14 protein-coding genes are annotated in these 19,783 nt (G+C 66.4%); 6 read left to right on the forward strand and 8 right to left on the reverse strand.

Annotation, left to right across the window (positions count from 1 at the left end; genetic code table 11):
• Nucleotides 1–5 precede the first annotated feature (5 nt).
• The 4 genes from preA to hydA all read left to right on the forward strand — a co-directional run bounded on the left by preA (nucleotide 6) and on the right by hydA (nucleotide 4,947).
• Complete coding sequence (gene preA, locus M5E06_RS30635) at nucleotides 6–1,292, forward strand: NAD-dependent dihydropyrimidine dehydrogenase subunit PreA (protein WP_252141459.1); 1,287 nt, start codon at nucleotides 6–8, stop codon at nucleotides 1,290–1,292.
• 24 nt (nucleotides 1,293–1,316) lie between these two features.
• A complete protein-coding gene (locus tag M5E06_RS30640; RefSeq protein ID WP_252141460.1) occupies nucleotides 1,317–2,603 on the forward strand; it encodes a Zn-dependent hydrolase in 1,287 nt (428 codons plus the stop codon).
• A gap of 164 nt (nucleotides 2,604–2,767) precedes the next feature.
• Entirely contained in the window at nucleotides 2,768–3,490 is a 723-nt protein-coding gene (locus tag M5E06_RS30645) for a TetR/AcrR family transcriptional regulator (RefSeq protein WP_252141461.1), read from the forward strand.
• Nucleotides 3,491–3,504: 14 nt separating this feature from the next.
• A complete protein-coding gene (gene hydA, locus M5E06_RS30650) occupies nucleotides 3,505–4,947 on the forward strand; it encodes a dihydropyrimidinase (protein ID WP_252141462.1) in 1,443 nt (480 codons plus the stop codon).
• Nucleotides 4,948–5,096: 149 nt separating this feature from the next.
• Here hydA and M5E06_RS30655 read toward each other — a convergent pair whose 3' ends face one another.
• The 7 genes from M5E06_RS30655 to M5E06_RS30685 form a co-directional block, all read right to left on the reverse strand.
• A complete protein-coding gene (locus M5E06_RS30655) occupies nucleotides 5,097–7,676 on the reverse strand; it encodes a DUF4347 domain-containing protein (RefSeq protein ID WP_252141463.1) in 2,580 nt (859 codons plus the stop codon).
• Nucleotides 7,677–8,041: 365 nt separating this feature from the next.
• The gene (locus tag M5E06_RS30660) at nucleotides 8,042–9,325 is read right to left on the reverse strand and encodes a TRAP transporter large permease (RefSeq protein WP_252141464.1); all 1,284 of its coding nucleotides are present in this window, start codon (nucleotides 9,323–9,325) and stop codon (nucleotides 8,042–8,044) included.
• On the reverse strand, nucleotides 9,316–9,855 hold the full coding sequence (locus M5E06_RS30665) for a TRAP transporter small permease (protein ID WP_109076175.1): 540 nt from the start codon (nucleotides 9,853–9,855) through the stop codon (nucleotides 9,316–9,318). Before M5E06_RS30665 ends, M5E06_RS30660 begins: the two co-directional genes overlap by 10 nt.
• 85 nt (nucleotides 9,856–9,940) lie before the next feature.
• Nucleotides 9,941–10,945, reverse strand: a complete 1,005-nt coding sequence (locus M5E06_RS30670; RefSeq protein ID WP_252141465.1) for a TRAP transporter substrate-binding protein — start codon at nucleotides 10,943–10,945, stop codon at nucleotides 9,941–9,943.
• A 529-nt stretch (nucleotides 10,946–11,474) separates the two neighbouring features.
• Nucleotides 11,475–12,116: a TerC family protein gene (locus M5E06_RS30675; protein ID WP_109154653.1), complete on the reverse strand. Its 642-nt coding sequence runs from the start codon at nucleotides 12,114–12,116 to the stop codon at nucleotides 11,475–11,477.
• Between the two features lie 266 nt (nucleotides 12,117–12,382).
• Nucleotides 12,383–13,447 carry a Gfo/Idh/MocA family protein gene (locus M5E06_RS30680; protein ID WP_252141466.1) on the reverse strand — a complete coding sequence of 355 codons (1,065 nt, stop codon included), beginning with the start codon at nucleotides 13,445–13,447 and terminating at the stop codon, nucleotides 12,383–12,385.
• Entirely contained in the window at nucleotides 13,447–14,271 is an 825-nt protein-coding gene (locus M5E06_RS30685; RefSeq protein WP_252141467.1) for a GntR family transcriptional regulator, read from the reverse strand. Before M5E06_RS30685 ends, M5E06_RS30680 begins: the two co-directional genes overlap by 1 nt.
• 318 nt (nucleotides 14,272–14,589) lie before the next feature.
• On the opposite strand from M5E06_RS30685, the gene M5E06_RS30690 reads away from it, so the two are divergent.
• On the forward strand, nucleotides 14,590–16,236 hold the full coding sequence (locus tag M5E06_RS30690; RefSeq protein ID WP_252141468.1) for a DUF262 domain-containing protein: 1,647 nt from the start codon (nucleotides 14,590–14,592) through the stop codon (nucleotides 16,234–16,236).
• The gene (locus M5E06_RS30695; protein WP_252141469.1) at nucleotides 16,236–17,441 is read left to right on the forward strand and encodes a type II toxin-antitoxin system HipA family toxin; all 1,206 of its coding nucleotides are present in this window, start codon (nucleotides 16,236–16,238) and stop codon (nucleotides 17,439–17,441) included. Before M5E06_RS30690 ends, M5E06_RS30695 begins: the two co-directional genes overlap by 1 nt.
• A gap of 43 nt (nucleotides 17,442–17,484) precedes the next feature.
• Here M5E06_RS30695 and M5E06_RS30700 read toward each other — a convergent pair whose 3' ends face one another.
• On the reverse strand, nucleotides 17,485–19,539 hold the full coding sequence (locus tag M5E06_RS30700) for an oxidoreductase (protein ID WP_252141470.1): 2,055 nt from the start codon (nucleotides 19,537–19,539) through the stop codon (nucleotides 17,485–17,487).
• Nucleotides 19,540–19,783 lie beyond the last annotated feature (244 nt).

Raw genomic sequence — 19,783 nt, forward strand, 5'->3', positions numbered from 1 at the left:
ACATCATGGCCGATCTTCGCAGCACCATCGCCGGCATCCGCTCCCCCAACCCCTTCTGGCTGGCCTCCGCCCCACCGACCGACAAGGCCTACAACGTCGTCCGCGCCTTCAAGGCGGGCTGGGGCGGTGTGGTGTGGAAGACGCTGGGCGAGGACCCGCCGGTGGTCAACGTCTCCAGCCGCTACGGCGCGCATCTCGACACCGACCGCCGGATGATCGGCTTCAACAACATCGAGCTGATCTCCGACCGGCCGCTGGAGGTCAATCTACGCGAGATCATGGAGGTCAAGCGCGACTGGCCCGACCGCGCCATGGTCGTCTCGCTGATGGCCACAATGACCGAGACGGCCTGGGCCGGCCTCGCCCGCCGAATCGCCGAGACCGGGGCGGCCGATGGTCTGGAACTCAACCTCGGCTGCCCGCACGGCATGTGCGAGCGCGGCATGGGCTCCGCCATCGGGCAGGTGCCGGAGATGGTGGAGCAGGTGACGCGCTGGGTGAAGAACGCCGTCAACCTGCCGGTGATCGTCAAGCTGACCCCCAACATCACCAACATCCTGTGGTCGGCCGAAGCGGCCAAGCGCGGCGGCGCCGACGCGGTGTCGCTCATCAATACGGTGAACTCCATCGTCGCGGTGGACCTCGACGCCATGGCCCCGACCCCGGTGGTGGACGGCAAGGGCAGCCATGGCGGCTATTGCGGCCCGGCGGTGAAGCCCATCGCGCTGAACATGGTGGCGGAGATCGCCCGCAATCCGGAGACCCGCGGCCTGCCGCTCAGCGGGATCGGCGGCGTCACCACATGGCGCGACGCGGCGGAGTTCCTGGCGCTGGGCGCCACCAACGTCCAGGTCTGCACCGCCGCCATGACCTATGGCTTCAAGATCGTCGAGGACATGATCGGCGGCCTGTCCAACTGGATGGACGAGAAGGGATACCGGACGCTGGACGAGTTGAGCGGCCGCGCGGTGCGCAACGTCGTCAACTGGAACGACCTGAACATGAACTTCTCGACCAAGGCGGTGATCGACCCCGCCCTGTGCATCGATTGCGGCCGCTGCCACATCGTCTGCGAGGACACCTCGCACCAGGCGATCCGCATCGACCAGGGAGACGGTCGCCGCGTCTTCACCGTGGTCAACGAGGAGTGCGTCGGCTGCAACCTGTGCAGCCATGTCTGCCCGGTGCCGGACTGCATCACCATGGTGCCGGAGCAGAACAACCTGCCCTACGTCACCTGGCCCAACGACGCCCGCAACCCGATGCGCGTCCCCGAAGCCGCCGCCGAATAAGAACGACGTTCAGGAGAGAGCAACATGTCCACCCCGCAGAATGTCGCCGTGAACGGCTCGCGCCTGTGGCAGAGCCTGATGGACATGGCGCAGATCGGCGCCACGCCCAAGGGCGGCGTGTGCCGGCTGGCGCTGACCGACCTCGACAAACAGGGCCGCGACCTGTTCGTGCGCTGGTGCGAGGAGGCCGGCTGCACCGTGTCGGTCGACAAGATGGGCAACATCTTCGCCCGCCGCCCCGGCCGCGACGACAGCCTGCCCCCGGTCATCATGGGCAGCCACCTCGACAGCCAGCCGACCGGCGGCAAGTATGACGGCGTCTATGGCGTGCTGGCCGGGCTGGAGGTGGTGCGCAGCCTGAACGACATGAACTACGTCACCGAGGCCCCAGTGGAGGTCGCGGTCTGGACCAACGAGGAGGGCTCGCGCTTCGCCCCGGCCATGGTGTCGTCGGGTGTCTTCGCCGGGGTGTTCGATCTGGACTACGGCCTGTCCCGCGCCGACCTCGACGGCAAGACGATGGGCGAGGAGCTGGCCCGCATCGGCTATGCCGGCGATAGGGAAGTCGGCGGGCGCAAGGTCGGCGCCTATTTTGAGGCGCACATCGAACAGGGTCCGATCCTGGAGATCGAGGGCAAAACCATCGGCGTCGTCACCGACTGCCAGGGCCAGCGCTGGTACGAGATCACCTTCACCGGCCAGGAGGCCCATGCCGGTCCGACTCCGATGGTGCGCCGCAAGGACGCGCTGCTGGGTGCCGCCCGCGTCGTCGATGCGGTCAACCGCATCGGCATGAAGTACGGCCCGCTCGCCTGCGCCACCGTGGGGCTGATGCAGATCCACCCCAACAGCCGCAACGTCATCCCCGGCCGCGTCTTCTTCACCGTCGATTTCCGCCACCCGGACGACGGCATCCTCGCCGCCATGGACGGCGAGCTGCGCGCCGAGGTCGAGCGCATCGCCGGCGAGATCGGACTGGAGACCGATTTCCAGCAGATCTGGTACTACGCCCCGATCAAGTTCGACGAAAGCTGCGTCGCCGCCGTCCGCAAGGGGGTAGAGCGCACCGGCCATAGCTTCCGCGACATCGTGTCGGGCGCCGGCCACGACGCCTGTTACCTGTCGAAGGTCGCGCCGACCGCCATGGTCTTCATCCCCTGCATCGACGGCATCAGCCACAACGAGGTCGAGGAGACGACCCCGGAATGGTCGACCGCCGGCTGCGAGGTGCTGCTGCACGCCGTGCTGGACCGCGCCAACGCCATGGCCGAGCAAACTGCCCCTCTCCCCCCCGGGGAGAGGGTTGGGTGAGGGGGACGCGCAGCGAGGATTCTCGGGGAGTCCCGCAGCGAATCCCCCTCACCCTAACCCTCTCCCCGCTTTCGGCGGACCTATGGTCCGCCTGTCGCGTCAGCGCAAACGAAGTTTGCGCGAGAGCGGGGGGGAGAGGGGATTGGTCCCAGTCGAAATGAGCAATGGCGAACGCGATGGCGCGAACGGCTGCCGACACCACCGACACCACGTCGCCCCAGGGCCGTATCCGGCGTGAGAACGTCGAGCGCATCCTGAAGGCGGCCGAGCGCGTCTTCGCCGAGGCCGGCTGTGCCGGCGCCACCATGGCCGACATCGCCGAACGGGCCGGCCTGCCCAAGGCCAACCTGCATTACTATTTCGGCACCAAGGAGGATCTCTACCGCGCGGTGCTCGACAACATCCTACGGATGTGGCTGGCGCCGATCGCCTCCTTCACCCCCGACGCCGATCCGGCGGCGACGCTGACCGCCTACGTCACCGCCAAGATGGAGGCGTCGCGCACCCGTCCCCACGCCTCCAAGGTCTTCGCCAACGAGATCCTGCATGGCGGTACCCAGGTCGAGCGTTTCCTGGCCGAGGACCTGAAAGCGCTGGTCGACGCCAAGGCGGCGGTCATCGACGGCTGGGTCGCCGCCGGCCGCATGGCGCCGGTGGACGCCCGCCAGTTCCTGTTCATGATCTGGGCGGTAACCCAGCATTACGCCGACTTCGACGTCCAGATCCGCAAGGTGCTGGGCCGCCGCAGCCTGACCCGCCAGGACTTCGCCGTCATGACGGCAGAGGTGCTGCGGCTGGTCCTGCGCGCCGCCGGCCTGCCAGAGCCACGAATAGCAGAACCTGAAACACCCGAACCGCACACCGACTCCATCCCACCAAATCCCTGAGGGAGCGCCCGAGCATGTCCACCATCCTGATCCGCGGCGGCACCGTCGTCACCGCCGAGCACACCCGCCGCGCCGATGTCCTCTGCCAGGACGGCATCATCACCGCGGTGGGCGACACTCTCGACGTGCCGGCGGGGGCCGAAGTGGTGGATGCCGGCGGCTGCTACGTCATGCCCGGCGGCATCGACCCGCACACCCACATGGAACTGCCCTTCATGGGCACGGTGACGACGGAGGATTTCTTCAGCGGCACCGCCGCCGGCTTCGCCGGAGGGACGACGATGATCATCGACTTCGTCATCCCCAACCCGAAGCAGAGCCTGATGGAAGCCTATCACACCTGGCGCGGCTGGGCGGAGAAGGCGGCCGGCGACTACAGCTTCCACGTCGCCGTCACCTGGTGGGACGAGAGCGTGCGGCAGGACATGGGCACGCTGGTCGCCGACCATGGCGTGAACAGCTTCAAGCACTTCATGGCCTACAAGAACGCCATCATGGCCGACGACGAGACGCTGGTGAACAGCTTCCAGCGCTGCCTGGAGTTGGGCGCCATCCCCACAGTCCACGCGGAGAACGGCGAACTGGTCTTCCAGCTCCAGAAGAAGCTGCTGGCCCAGGGCCTGACCGGTCCGGAGGCGCACCCGCTCTCCCGCCCGCCGGAGGTGGAGGGCGAGGCCGCCAACCGCGCCATCCAGGTCGCCAAGGTGTTCGGCGTGCCGGTCTACATCGTCCATGTCTCGGCCAAGGAGGCGCTCGCCGCCATCGAGCGCGGCCAGAACGACGGCCAGCGCGTGTTCGGCGAGGTTCTGGCCGGCCATCTGCTGATCGACGACGGGGTCTACCGCAATCCCGATTGGGACTTCGCCGCCGGCCATGTCATGAGCCCGCCTTTCCGCCCGAAGGAGCATCAGGACGCCTTGTGGCGCGGCCTGCAGGCCGGTCACCTGCACACCACCGCCACCGACCATTGCTGCTTCTGTGCGGAGCAGAAGGCGATGGGCCGTAACGACTTCACCAAGATCCCCAACGGCACGGCGGGCATCGAGGACCGCATGACCGCGCTGTGGACCCACGGCGTCAACACCGGCCGGCTGACGATGAACGAGTTCGTCGCCGTGACCTCCGCCAATGCGGCGAAAATCTTCAACCTCTACCCGCGCAAGGGCTCGGTCAGCGTCGGGGCCGATGCCGATCTGGTGGTGTGGGATCCGAAGGCGACCAAGACCATCTCGGCCAAGACCCAGATGCAGAAGGTCGGCCTGAACATCTTCGAAGGCATGACCGTCACCGGCACCCCGGCCTACACGCTGAGCCAGGGCCGCATCGTCCACGCGCTGGGCGAGAGCCGTGCGGTGCGCGGTGCCGGCCGCTACGTCAACCGCCCCGCCTTCCCGCCGGTCTACGAAGCGGTGTCGAAGCGCAACGCCCTGAACGTCCCGGTGGCGGTGGAACGGTAGGGCGATAACGTTCGAGATCCCCTCTCCCCTCCGGGGAGAGGGTTAGGGTGAGGGGGGCACGCGGCGGGACCTTTGTCAAAATCCTGCGGCGCATCCCCCTCACCCCGACCCTCTCCCCAGGGGGGAGAGGGAGCGGTCAAATCCCCCGATCACCCAACCGAACTGGCGAACAGGAAGTTCTCCGCCGTCAGGCTGTTGCGGTCGACGCCCATCAGCTTGATGGAGTCGAAGGTACCGAGTTCGATCGACAGGTCGGCGCCATTCTGCGCCGAGTGGGTCAGCACGTCGTTCAGGCTGGAGAAGCCGGAGATGCTGCGGAGATCGACGACATCACCGCCGGTGCCGGCCTGGAAATCGCCGATGCAGTCCCAACCGTCGCCGGGATTCTGGACGAAGGTGTCCCGCCCGGCGCCGCCGACCATGTAGTCGTTGCCGCCGTTGCCGGTGATGGTGTCGTTGCCGCTGCCGCCGGCCAGGAACTCGCCGGCCGAGGTGCCGGTGATGGTCTGGCCGGTGGGGCCGGTGGACCCGCCCGTGCTGCCGCCCGTCGCACCGCCCGCCGTCGTGAAGGAGAAGTTGGCGGCGGTCAGGCTGCTGCGGGTGACGTTGGCCAGGATGGCGCTGTTGCCGTTGTCGAAGCGGACGACGGTGTTGGCGCCGTCCTGAACGGTGACGGCCATCACCGAGGCGAAGTCCTTCAGCCCGCTCCAGCCGGCGACATTCAGCACGTCGCCGCCGCTGCCGGCCTGGAAGTCGCCGATGTAATCCCAGCCGTCGCCCGGCTTGAAGACGAAGGTGTCGCTGCCGGCGCCGCCGACCATGTAGTCGTTGCCGGCGTTGCTGATGATGGTGTCGTTGCCGCTGCCGCCGGCCAGATAGTCGCGGGCATCGGTGCCGGTCAGGGTCAGACCGCCCGTTCCCCCCGTACCGCCGCCGGTGCCGCCCCCCGTACCGCCACCCGTTCCTCCCCCGGTATCGCCGCCGCCGGTGGACCCGCCGGAACCGGCCTGCCCCAGCGTGATGGTGTTGCCCGACAGGCTGATGTCCGACGCGGCGAAGCTGCCGGCGATGCGCAGGGTCATGTCGGCGCCGGCGGTCGAATCCAACCCGACATGCACCAGCGTGACGCCGTTCACCGTCTCCGCCTGGACCTGCCCGGCCTGCAGCGTGCTGCCGGTGCCCGACCCGACGCTGCCGGACAGCGACGCCCCGGCGATGGCGAAGGCGTCGCCGGTCACAGCCCCGGTGACGCTGGTGAAGCCGTTGACCTGGGCCGCCGTCATCGTCACCGTGTGGCGCTTGCTGCCGGTCAGGGCCAGCGTCTCGACGCTGGTCAGCGTCATGCCACTGATGTCGATCTTCGGCGAGGCGACGTCGGTGTAATATTCCAGATCGTAGCCGTTGTAGCTGGTCAGGTTGTCGGACCGCAGTTCCAGCGTGTCGGTGCCGGTGCCGCCGTCGAAGCTGACGGTGCCGGCGTCATACTGGCTGACCACGATGTAGCGGTCGTTGCCGGCCTCGCCATAGAGCGTGTCGGCCTGGGTCTGGGCATAGCTGCCCGAGCTGACGATGCCGGCCAGAATGGTGTCGTCGCCGTCGCCGCCATGGATGGTGTCGCGTTCCCAATCGCCCTTCATCAGGTCGTTGCCGGCATCGCCATAGAGCAGGTCGGCACCGCCGCCGCCGGCCACTGTGTCGTTGCCGATCCCGCCGTGAAGCTCGTCATTGTCGGCACGGCCATACATCAGGTCGGTGCCGCCGCCGCCGAAGATGGTGTCGTTGCCGTCGCCGGCCTCCAGCGTGTCGTTGCCGGCGCCGCCATATTCAATGTCGTTGCCGCCATGGCCCCAGAACCACACGGCGCTGTCGCCGGCGGTCAGGCTGTCGGCATATTCGGAGCCGACCCAGCGCTGGATGTTGACGAAGGTATCGCCGGCCGCCTCGCCGGTGTTGTTGGCACCGTTGGTCAGGTCCAGGGTGATGCCGGTGGTGGCGTTCTCGTAGGTGACGATGTTGAAGCCGCTGCCGCCGACATAATGGTCGGCGCCCAGCCCGCCATTCATGGTGTCGCCGGCCGACTGGCCGCTGTTGCCGCCGCCGACCAGCGTGTCGTCACCGATCCCGCCGATCAGGCTGTCGTTGCCGGTGCCGCCGGTGATGCTGTCGTTGCCGGCCAGCCCGTTGATGGTGTTGCCGCCATTGTCGCCGATCAGCGTGTCGTTGCCGCTGGTCGCCGTGCCGCTGTAGGCCAGAGTGTGCGGCCAGGCTTCCGCCCCCGCGAACGGGCGGGCCGCCAGGATCGGGCCGGTCACCACGTCGAGATCCCAGGAACCGCCCTGGTCGGCATGGCCGACCGGATGGCTGGCGGCGGCGACGCGGGCGCCGGTGACGGCGGCCAGACGCTCGACGAAGCGGCGGCCGTTGCTGCCGGCGCCGACGTCGCAGGCATGGATCAGGATCTCGCAGCCGGACGCATCGGGCCAGCGGCGGTCGAACAGGGCGCTGGTGTCGAGCGGCATCGCCCCCAGCTTCACCACGCCCGGCGCGCCATGGGCGATCAGGTGGACCGCGGTGGAACCCGTCGCCGATGCCGTTTCCAGCGCCTCGGCAAGCAGGGCGACGGCGTCCTCGTCGGCGGCGACCCGGACCACCGTCGTGTCCGGCGCGTGGCGGCCGATCAGCGCATCGATGTCGGACAGACCGGCGTCGGCAAGAATGATCCCGTGCATGAAAACCCCTTTCTGGGGAGTTGTTGGAAATCGTTTTGCTCGTCTGTGATGTACGGGATCATGTCCACAGAACAACGTCCAATAAGCCGATCATTCCTTGGGAAGCATCGGCCCCAGCCGGGCGACCTTTTTCTCTCCGGAAGCGCAAGCAGTACAGGTGCTATCGATTTCGACGCCATCCGGCTGGCTCAGCCTGTTGCGGCGGCTTGCCACTCTTTTTCCCGAATTGGGAAGTCTCCCGCTCAATTACCTCCAATTCGGGATTAGCACAGGACCGAGCGCGCATAAAAAATGGGCCACCGGGAAGATCCCGATGGCCCAGTCCAGGAGAGAAGTCGTTCAGGAGGGCCTAAACCCGCTCCGTCTCAATGCATCAGCATGCGCGGCAGCCACAGTGAGAAGGCCGGGACATAGGTGACCAGAAGCAGCGCCACGAACAGCGCCCCGTAGAAGGGCGTGATGGAGCGCATCACCTCGCCCACCGACACGCCGCCGATGGCGCAGCCGATGAACTGGGTGGTGCCGACCGGCGGGGTGTTCAGGCCAAGGGCGCAATTGATCAGCATGACGATGCCGAACTGCACCGGGTCCATTCCGTACTGCATGGCGATCGGCAGGAAGATCGGCGTGCAGATCAGGATGGTGCTGGCCATGTCCATGAAGGTGCCCAGCAGGAACAGGATGATGTTGATCAGCAGGAAGATCATCAGCGGATTGGTCGACACGCCGGCCAGAAGCTCGCCGGTCATGTCCGCCACCTCATAGAGCCCCATGAGGTACTGGAACATCGTCGACACGCCGATCAGCAGCAGCACCACGCCGGTGGTCTTCACCGTCTTGGCGGCGGCGGCCAGGAACTTCTCCCAGCTGAGCGTGCGATAGACGAAGGTGGTGAGCAGCAGCGCGTAGATCACGGCCACCGAGGCGGACTCGGTCGCGGTGAACACGCCGGTGGTGATGCCCGCCAGGATGATGACGACGATCAGCAGGCCAGGCAGTGCCGCGGCGAAGGAGTGCAGCAGGATGTCCCAGCCGGGGAAGGTCCCCTTGGGATAGCCACGGCGAACCGCAACATAATAGGCGGCACCCAGGTTGCAGACCATCAGCAGCGCCGCCGGCATCAACCCTGCGGCGATCAGCGATCCGATGGACGCCTTTCCGCCGGCGGCCAGCGCATAGATGATCATGTTGTGGCTGGTCGGCATCAGCGCGCCGACGAGTGCGGCATGGGTGGTGACGTTGACTGCATAGTCGGCGTGGTAGCCTTCCCGCTTCATCATCGGGATCATCACGGCACCCATGGCCGACACGTCGGCGACCGGCGAGCCGGCGACGCCGCCGAACAGCGTGCAGGCGACGACGTTGGACATGCCCAGGCCACCACGGATATGGCCGACCATGCTCTTGGCCGCGGCGACGATCTTGTCGGCGACGCCGCCGTGCAGCATCAACTCGCCGCTGAAGACGAAGAAGGGAATGGCAAGGAACGAGAAGACGTTCATGCCCGACATCATCTGCTGGAAGACGACCGCGACGGGCAGGCCTTCATAGAGGATGGTGCAGAGCGCCGACAGTCCGATGGCGAAGGCGACCGGAATGCCGAGGATGAGGAAGCCGAAGAAGGTGATCGACAGGAGGGTCAGTTCCATGACGGCTTAACCTCCTCGCCGCGCACGATGGCGACGACATGCTCGATGGAAAACAGCACGATCAGCACGCCCGACAGCACCAGAGGCACATAGCGGAAGGCTTCGGAGATGTGCAGGTTGGGAATGGTGTAATGGGCCACCGAACTGCCGAGCACCCAGCCATTGTAGGCCATGCAGGCGCCGAAGATGCCGACCAGCGTGTAGATCAGCATGTCCATCTTGCGGCGCGCATTGTCCGACAGCATCACCAGCAGCGACTCCAGCCCGATATGCCCGGCGTCGCGGACGCCGACGGCGGCGCCGATCAGCGTGACGTAAAGCACCAGCAGGATCGCCATGCTTTCCGCCCAGGTCGGTGAGTTGTTCAGCACATAGCGGCCGAACACCTGATAGAAGACGACGCCGACGATCATCATCAGGCCGAGGATGGCGACATACATGCCGGTCCTGGCAAGCGTCGCGTTCATCCGGGTCAGCCAGCCGCCGCTATATGGCGGACTGACGTCCATTGCCTGCAGCTCGATATCCATGCCGCTGCTCCCCTGGCGAGGCGCGGCCCGTCCTGCTTGGGACGAAGCCGCGCGTCACCCCTTCTTTAACGTTACCGGACGGTCGTTACTTGGTTTCCTGGACGCGCTGGACGAGGCTCTGCAGCTTCGGCGTGTTCGCGAACTGGGCGTAGACCGGCTTCATCGCGTCGATGAATTCCTGCTTGTTCGTCACCTCGACGATCTGGGCGCCGGCCTGGGTGACGATCTCCTTGGACTTCTGCTCGCGCTCGTCCCACAGCTTGCGCATGTAGGGCACCGAGTCCTTGGCGGCCTTGCGGATCAGGGCCTGATCGTCCTTCGACAGGCGGTCCCAGGCGATCTTGGAGAAGACCAGCACTTCCGGCGCCATCGCGTGTTCGGTCAGGGTGAAGTACTTGGCCGCCTCGAAGTGGCGCGAGGATTCATAGGACGGATAGTTGTTCTCGGCGGCATCGACGATGCCGGTCTTCAGCGCGGTGTAGACCTCGCCGAAGGGCATCGGCGTGGCATTGGCGCCCAGCGCCTGGATCATGGCGACGAACAGGTCCGACTGCTGGACGCGGATCTTGGCGCCCTTCATGTCGGCCAGCGTCTTGTAGGGCTTGGCGGCCGAATACATGCTGCGCGAGCCGCTGTCGTAGAAGGCCAGACCGATCATGCCCTGGCTTTCCATCGCCGCCAGGATTTCATCACCGATCGGGCCGTCCAGGACACGGCGCATGTGGCCGGTGTCGCGGAAGATGAACGGCAGCGCGGTGACCATCGTCTCCGGCACCACGTTGTTCAGCGGCGCCACGTTGATGCGCATCATCTCCAGCGCACCGATCTTCAACTGCTCGATGGTGTCCTTCTCGGTCCCCAGGGCGCCGTTCGGAAACACCTTGACGCCCAGCTTGCCGTTGCTGCGCTCGGCCACCAGCTTGCCGACATAGCGCACCGCCTCGACGGTCGGGTAGTCGGTCGGGTGGATGTCGGCGGATCGGAAGTCACGCGCATCGGCCGGCGCCGACAGCATCGGAGCGGCCAGGATGCCGCAGATCGCACAGGCGGTCAGCATCGCAGTGCGGATCGAAGTCAGACCAAACTTCATTAGGATCTCCTCCTGATTACGGAGCCGGAGCCTTACGCGATCCGGCCTCTCTTGTTCTGGTGTTTGCGGTTTACCTGGTGGGCGGCGGGCCGCCCGCACGTGACTGGACGAATTGGGGACCGGCGGCAGGCGGAGCATGGGTGAGAGGCCATTGCGACGCCTGGCTTTCGCAGCGCTGCGACCGGACCGTGCGACCGGGAAGTCGCAACTGGCCGCCGCCGGCCCTGCCCTCGCCCCCATTCCTATCCAGCCCCCGCTTGGCTGCGGCGCCCCGTTCTTGTTTCTTAGGATATTAGTATATCAATCTGCGCGCAACCCTGAAAGTTCAAAGAGGCAACTACCGTTTGGACATTAATCAGAATCGGATTGGCGCGGAGAGGGACAAAGTGACCGCAGGAGCGGGTTTCAGCCAGATCACAAATCCTCGCGAGGGGCCGCGTGCGACATTCAGCCTCAGCGCTCTCCACGCCCCTCCCCCGCGCCCCTCCCCCGCGGCCGCTGGAAAGCGGCGCCCGGCCGCCCTGGCCGATCAGGCGTGGCCGTTCACCAGGGGCCACACCTCGATGGCGCCGCGGTAGATCATGTGCAGAGCGACGTAGAGGATGATGGAGAGGCCGACATAGGCCAGCCAGCGGTGCTTGTGCAGGACGCGGGCGATGACGCTGGCGGCAAGCCCCATCAGGGCGATGGACAGTGTCAGGCCGATGACCAGCACCCCCAGATGCTCGCGCGCCGCCCCCGCGACGGCCAGAACATTGTCGAGCGACATCGACACGTCGGCGATCACGATCTGCCAGACCGCCTGACCGAGGGTCTTGCGCGGCCCGGCGGCTTCGGCGCCGCCATCGTCTTCCAGCGCCTCGACCGCCTCGTCCTCCTCGTGCGACTGGCGCAGTTCGCGCCACATCTTCCAGCAGACCCACAGCAGCAGCACACCGCCGGCCAGCAGCAGCCCGATGATCTGGAGAAGCTGGGTGGTGACGGCCGCGAAGGCGATGCGCAGCACGGTGGCCGCCAGGATGCCGATCAGGATCGCCTTGCCGCGATGCTCCCGCGGCAATCCGGCGGCGGCCAGACCGATGACGATGGCATTGTCGCCGGCCAGCACCAGGTCGATCATGATGACCTGGAGCAGCGCAAAGAGCGCCTCTGTGGTGAATAATTCCGTCATTTGAGCGGAAATCCTCGCATCACGATGAATGTGGGAGGAGAAGCCGCGCGAAGTCCGTGCCGACCGGTCGGGTCACGCCGAGACCATCGGACGGGAGGCGCCGGTCAGGGGCACGGGGCGCGGGCCGCTCCTTGTCTTCCCAGTCCGACATCGCAACCGGTGACGGTTGCCAGAGGGGCCCGGCCTGGTTCTGGCGCTTTACGCCAAAGTGGTGGATTCCGCAAGGCCGCGCTTGCGACCCCCGGAATCGCTGGGAGGAGTGGCGATCAGGGAGTGCCGACCTCCACGATTCTGCCGCTGCCTGCGGCCTCCAGCAGCGCCTCGATCAGCCGGTGGACCTTCAGCGCCTCGCGCCCGTCCACCCGCGGCCGGCGCCCCTGGTCGAGCGCGTCGAGGAAGTCGGACAGCACGGCGCGGTGGTGCTGGTGGGAAAAGGCCATCGGGTCGGCCCCGCCGCCCAGCGTGGCGCCGTCCTGGCCCGCGACGATGCGCTCGCCGGTGACCAGCTGCACCTCCAGCCGATCGCCGGCCAACACGGCGGAGCCGCCGGTCCCGGCGATCTCGATCCGCTCCGGATAGCCGGGATAGGCGGCGGTCGTCGCATCGACGGTCGCCAGCATGCCGTTGCCGTAGCGGAGCGCGGCGGCGACCACATCCTCCGTGTCCATGCCCGCGTCCATACCCATTTCCGGGCTGCGCAAGACGCTCGTCGCGGCAAATCCCGCGACCTGATCCGGCAGGCCGAGCAGGCTGACGAAGGCGTCCAGCGTGTGGATCGCCTGGGTCAGCAGCACGCCGCCGCCGTCGCGCGCCTTCTTGCCGCGGCCGGGCTGGGCGTAATAGGCGGCGTCGCGCCACCAGCGCACCGAAACCGCCGCCGTCAGCGGCCGGCCCAGCACGCCGTCGCGCATCATCCCGGCCAGCCGCTCCACCGATGCCCGGAAGCGGTGCTGCAGCATGACGCCCAGCGTCAGCCCGGCGGCCTCCATCGCGGCGACCACCGCCCGTGCCCCCTCCGGCGTGGCGTCCAGCGGCTTTTCCAGCAGCACATGCTTGCCGGCGGCGGCGCAACGCGCCACCAGTTCGGCATGGGTGTCGGGCGGGGTCAGCAGCAGGACGGCCGACAGCGCCGGATCTTCCAGCAGCGCCTCCAACCGGTCGACCACCGGCAGGCCGTGGCGGGCGGCGAAGGCGGCGCGACGCTCGGCCGAGGGGCTGAAGCAGCCCGCAACCTCCACCCGGCCGGCCAGATCGATCAGGCTCTGCGCATGCGGTGCAGAGGCCATGCCCAGTCCGATGACGCCGACGCGGCGGCGGGTTTCGTTCGTCATCAGGGTGCTCCATCGGGAAGGGCGGCCCCGTCGGTCAGGCTGCCGGAGAAATAAAGCGGGGCGGCGTTGCGCACGTCGTCCACCGTGATCTGCAGATTGTCCAGATGCCGGATCAGGCTCTTTTCGGCCCGATCGGGGTCGTGGCCGGCGATGGCCTCGACGATGGCTTCATGCTCGGCGATCACCGTGCGCATGCGGCCGGGGACCGGCAGGGTCAGGCGGCGGCAGCGGTCGAGCTGGACCTTCGCCTGCTGGATGATGCCCCAGAAGCCGGGGTAGCCCGCCATCTCGGTGATCTGGGCGTGGAAAGCCTCGTCGGCCTGATGGAAGCCGTCGGCGTCGCCTTCCGCATCGACCTCGCGCTGCTGTTCCAGGCAGGCGTGGAGTGCGGCGATCTGGCTGCGGGTGGCGCGTTCGGCGGCGAAGCGCACAGTCGCCCGCTCCAGCACCTTGCGGATCACGCCGGCTTCCGGCAGGGCGCCCAGCGGAATGCGGGCGACGAAGGTGCCGGACTGCGGAAAAATCTCGATCAGCCCTTCGTCGGCCAGCCGCAGCACCGCCTCGCGCACCGGCGTGCGGCTGACGCCATAGGCCTCGGCGATCTGCTTCTCGGCGATGGGTTCGCCCGGCTTGCGCTTCAGCGACACGATCTCCGCCCGCAGGTCGCGGTGGATGGCGTCGGCGGCGGTCGGACCGCGCCGCATGTCCCGGCGTGCCGGCGGGCGGCTCAAGAGCGGAGCGGCCTTGGCCGACAGGGTCGGCGTCGTTGATGGCGGGGGGACCGCGATGGAACCGGTTTTGGCCGGCGGGTTGCCCGATGGCATGGCGTCCAGCCTCCTCAGAAGCACATGCCTCAGAATACTAATATATTAGCTGGAACGGCAAGCAGTTTCGCTCGTGATGCGTCCGCCCATGGGTGTGACAAAGGCGCCCTCACTCCCGCCATGGCTGTGGGGTTCGGTAGCCGTGAAGGGAGGATGACCAGACATCCATGCCGGGAAAATTCCGTCTCTCGCTTGAATGTTATAGACTTCCCCACTCCGGGTGGTCGGCATCCGGGACGGGAAAATGCCGCACTCTGCGCTTGTTTGCTCAAGGGCCTGTGGCGTGCGGGGCGCTTCGGTTTGGAGATTGAGGTCTGAATGGTCACCAATCGCTACGCCACAGCCGGGGACGACGTCGAATCCCTTGATCGTCGCCCCGAGGCGCGGGCGTTCAAGGTGGAAGACCTGCTGGGGGAATTGCGGCGCGGCCGGATGCGCATTCCCTCGTTCCAACGCGGCCTTCGTTGGGACAGGAGCGACGCGGCCAAACTGCTGGACAGTCTGTGGCGCGGTTATCCCATCGGCACACTGCTGTTCTGGGAAACCGGTGCCGAAGCGGGCGAGGTGACCTTCGGGACGGTTCGCGTGGGGGGCGGGGCGCGTAGCGACGCCCTGTGGGTGGTGGACGGACAGCAACGGTTGATGTCCCTTGCGCGGGTGCTGTTGGCACCAGAGCCGGACCGGGACGATTTCGCCCTGTATTTCGATCTGGACGATTTGAGGTTCTTGGCCCCGCCCAGGGACCGTGCGGTGGATCCCTCTCGTTACCTGCCGATGACCGAGGTGCTGGACTCCGAACGTTTGATGCAGTGGGTATTTCAGCATACGGCCGATCAGCCCGAACGGCGCGAGCGGGCGTTCACTGTAGGCAAACGAATTCGCGAATACGAAATCCCTGCCTATCTGGTGCGCACCGAACGGGAGCAGACCCTGCGGGAAATCTTCGGCCGCACCAACTCCAGCGGCCATCCGCTCGGGCAGGAGCAGGTCTTTGATGCCTTGAACGGCGCGCGCAGCCAAGGCCGCCCCACATCCCTGCGCCAGATCGTTTCTGAGCTGGCACCCATGGGATTCGGGCTGGTCGAGGAAAAGCTGCTCTACCGTCTACTGCGGGTACTGCAGGGCAAAGACGTCATTGAAGGTAAGGGCGAGGGGCCACTTCGTCTGGACGATGCCGACGCGGAACGCGCTTATCGGACTACAGCGGAGGTTGCGCGGCGGGTCATCCAGTTCCTGAAAGACGATGTTGGAATTCCACGCTACGATCTTTTGCCTTACAAGCAACCATTCGTTTTGCTGGGCAAGTTCTTCCACCTCCATCCCGATCCCGGAGCACGATCCAGGCAACTGCTGGAACGCTGGGTGTGGCGTGGAGCCCTGACCGGCACCCACCGCGGCGATACCGTGTCCACCAGGGCTACTTTGGATCGGATCACCGATGGAAACGAAGAGGCATCCGTACAGAGGCTTCTGGAATTGGTAAAGGGCCGCGCTGGCATTTTGCCGAATGTCGATGAAGCCTTCAATTTCCGCTTCGCCGCCGGCAAGCTGCTAGCGCTGGCCATGCTGGACCTTCGGCCTCGGGATCTGGATAACGGCAAACTCCTTAGTATCGATTTGGCGGCCGAGACAGAGGAGCCGGACTTTCCCATGCCTCCCATCTTCGCTCAGCACGGCGAAGCAAACCGAGCCTTTCGATCCATCGCCAATCGCCTGATCCATCCCCATCGCCCAAAACTGCGTCAACGGTTGATCGAGGTGCGGGATCCGGACGTGCTGGCCTCGCATGGCATCTCCGAAGTGGCCGCACAGACTTTGCGCGATGGAGACATCAACGGCTTCCTTTGGTTGAGGGGGGACTTCCTGAACCACCATTGCAACCAGTTCTTCGCCCGGCATGCCCGCTGGGAAGAGAATGACCGGCCATCCATCGCAGCGCTCGTGGCAGAAGACGAGGACGCGTGATGGTCAAGACTCTCAGTGTTCTACTCGGCGACCTGCCCGTCGGACGGCTCACTCTCAGCGTTACCGACGGCAGCGATTTCCGTCTCCTAGAGTCCTACAAGCACGCCTATCCCAGGCCCGTGCTGGGCCAGACTTTCCTGGACAATCCGGACAAGGTCTGGAGCACCCGCGCCCGGGTGCCGCCCTGGTTCTCCAACCTGCTTCCGGAAGGCGTTCTGCGCGAGTTGATTGCCAAACAGGCTGGCGTGCCCGCCGCGCGGGAGTTCTTCTTGCTGCATCATCTCGGTGAGGATCTGCCGGGCGCGGTGCGCATCGTCCTCGACAACATGGAGGGGATGGAACCGGACGACGGGAGACCGGAAGAACCGGAGGCAAAGGAGGCCGGCGACACTTGGCATTTTTCCCTGGCGGGAGTGCAATTAAAGTTTTCCGCCCGCCGTTCCGAACGCGGATTGACGATACCGGTTAGTGGCCGCGGCGGCGACTGGATCGTCAAATTGCCTGACGCACGCTTTCGTGATGTTCCACGCACCGAATACGCAACTATGCGATGGGCCGAGGCCAGCGGCATTGCCATCCCCGAAATGGACCTCGTTCCCATTGCCGACGTGACAGGTCTGCCGTCGACATATGGCGATCTCGCCGAACCCTTCGCCCTAGCGATCCGCCGTTTCGACCGCTCGACACCCGACAAGCGGGTCCATATGGAAGACTTTGCCCAGATTTTGGATCTGTACCCGGAACAGAAATACTCGAAATACAATTACGAGACATTGGCAAGGCTGATTAAGGCATTAGGAGCTGAAGACGATCTCCCTCAATATATCCGCCGCATCGTATTTATGATTGCGTCAGGAAACGGAGACATGCACCACAAGAATTGGAGCATGATCTATCCGGATGGAATAAGCGCCTCTCTTTCTCCCGCCTATGATCTGGTCTCCACGATCCAGTATCACCCGGATGACAAGCTAGCGCTGAATCTCGGGGGATCGAAACGGTGGGAAGACGTGACCGAGGAGATCTTCCGGGGTATGGCCCGGAAGATCGACATCGAGGAAAGCTTCATGGCCTTGTGGGTGGACCAGGCCCGCACCGCCATTCTCGACGCGTGGCAGAAAAGCAAAGGCGATTTCGGATATGACGCGCAGGCCCGGGAAAACATCGAGCGTCACGTTGCACGTGTCCCGCTGCTCGGCCAGTGAGCCTGCCGGAACATGCCAAACAGGCGTCTAAGTCAGTAAGCTCCTACAGCCCCGCCGCCAGCCTCGTCCCCTGGGCGATGGCGCGCTTGGCGTCCAGTTCGGCCGCGACGTCGGCGCCGCCGATCAGGTGGACGGCGATGCCGGCGGCCTCCAGCGGGGCGTGCAGCTCGCGCAGCGGCTCCTGTCCGGTGCACAGAACGATGGCATCGACCGCCAGCGTCTGCACCTTCTCACGCCTTTCGCCGAAGCTGACGGTCAGCCCCTCGTCGTCGATGCGCTCGTAGTTTACGCCGGACAGCGCCTTGATGTTCTTCATCTTCAACTGCGCCCGGTGGATCCAGCCGGTGGTCTTGCCCAGGCCGGCGCCGGGCTTGGTCGCCTTGCGCTGGAGCAGCACGATCTCGCGGACCGGCGGCGTCAGGTGGGGGCGGATGCCGGCGACGCCGCCGCGCGCCTCGGCCGGGTCGGCCACCCCCCATTCGGCGCGCCACAGCGCCGGGTCGAGGCTGGGCGACGGTTCCTCCTGCGCCAGGAATTCGCTGACGTCAAAGCCGATGCCGCCGGCCCCCACCACCGCGACGCGCCGACCGACCGGCTTGGCGCCGCGCAGCACCTCGACATAGGTCAGCACCTTGGGATGGTCCTGGCCGGGGATCTTCGGGTCGCGCGGCACCACCCCGGTCGCCAGCACCACCGCGTCGAAGCCGGCCCCGGTCAGGTCCTCGGCCGCCACCCGCCGCCCCAGATGCAGCGCCACGCCGGTCTCCGCCAGCCGGTTGCGGAAATAGCGCAGGGTTTCAAAGAACTCCTCCTTGCCGGGGATCAGCTTGGCCATGTTGAACTGGCCGCCGATCTCCTCGGCCGCGTCGAACAGATGGACCTCATGCCCGCGCTCCGCCGCCGTGGTGGCACAGGCGAGGCCGGCCGGGCCGGCACCGACCACGGCGACGCGCTTGCGCTTCACTGCGGGGGCGATCACCAGCTCCGTCTCGTGGCAGGCGCGCGGGTTGACCAGACAGCTGGCCGTCTTCCCGGAGAAGATGTGATCCAGACAGGCTTGGTTACAGGCGATGCAGGTGTTGATCGCCTCCGGCCGGCCGGCCGCCGCCTTGGCAACGAAGTCCGGATCGGCCAGGAAGGGCCGCGCCATCGACACCATGTCGGCCAGCCCCTCGCCGATCACCGCGTCGCCGACCTCGGGCGTATTGATGCGGTTGGTGGTGCAGAGCGGGATCGATATCCCCCGATCCAACAGGGCGCCCTTCAGCTTCCCCGTCACCCAGGCGAAGTTGGCGCGCGGCACGCTGGTGGCGATGGTCGGCACCCGCGCCTCGTGCCAGCCGATGCCGGTGTTGATGATGGTGGCGCCGGCCCGCTCGATGGCCTGGGCAAGCTGCACCACCTCCTCCCACGTGCTGCCGTCGGGGATCAAGTCCAGCATCGACAGGCGGTAGATGATGATGAAGTCGCGCCCGACCGCCTCGCGCATGCGCGACACGATCTCCACCGGGAAGCGCATGCGGTTCTCGTAAGACCCGCCCCATTTGTCGGTGCGCTGGTTGGTGTGGGTCACCAGGAACTGGTTGATCAGGTAGCCTTCCGACCCCATCACCTCCACCCCGTCATAGCCGGCCTCGCGCGCCAGCTCGGCGCAGCGGACATAGGCGCGGATCTGGCGCTCCACCCCGCGCGCGGTCAGGGCTCGCGGCGTGAAGGGGGTGATCGGCGACTTGATGCGCGACGGCGCCACCGACAGCGGGCTGTAGGCATAGCGGCCGGCATGCAGGATCTGCAGCGCGATCTTGCCGCCTTCGGCATGCACCGCGTCGGTGATGACCCGATGCGCCCGCGCCGCCCCATGCCGCGCCAGGGTGGAGCCGAAGGGCGACAGCCACCCCTCCACGTTCGGCGAGAAGCCGCCGGTCACCATCAGCCCGACCCCGCCGCGTGCCCGCTCGGCGAAATAGGCGGCCAGCCGCGGGAAATGGCGGCGCCGATCCTCCAGTCCGGTGTGCATCGACCCCATCAGCACCCGGTTCTTCAGCACCGTGAAGCCGAGATCGAGCGGGGCCAGCAGATGCGGATAGGGCTGGGTCACGGGACGCTTCCTCCGGTTATGGAACCCGCGCTTCTGGCGGCGCTAGGCAGACGGATGATTGATGATGCGAAGCCTAGTTCAGGTTGACGTATGCGTCAACTGAGTTCCGTGGCCGCCCTCAACGCGATCGTTCGCGCACCCCGCTTTCCGCTGTGTGAAAAAGCCGTCCGGCGAACTGGCTCAAGGACCTGCGCGGCGGTCAAGCTCCCATCCCAAGGGCCGCCCCTCCATCCGCGGCGGCCAA

The sequence above is a fragment of the Azospirillum sp. A1-3 genome, from assembly GCF_023806445.1.
GTDB lineage: Bacteria > Pseudomonadota > Alphaproteobacteria > Azospirillales > Azospirillaceae > Azospirillum.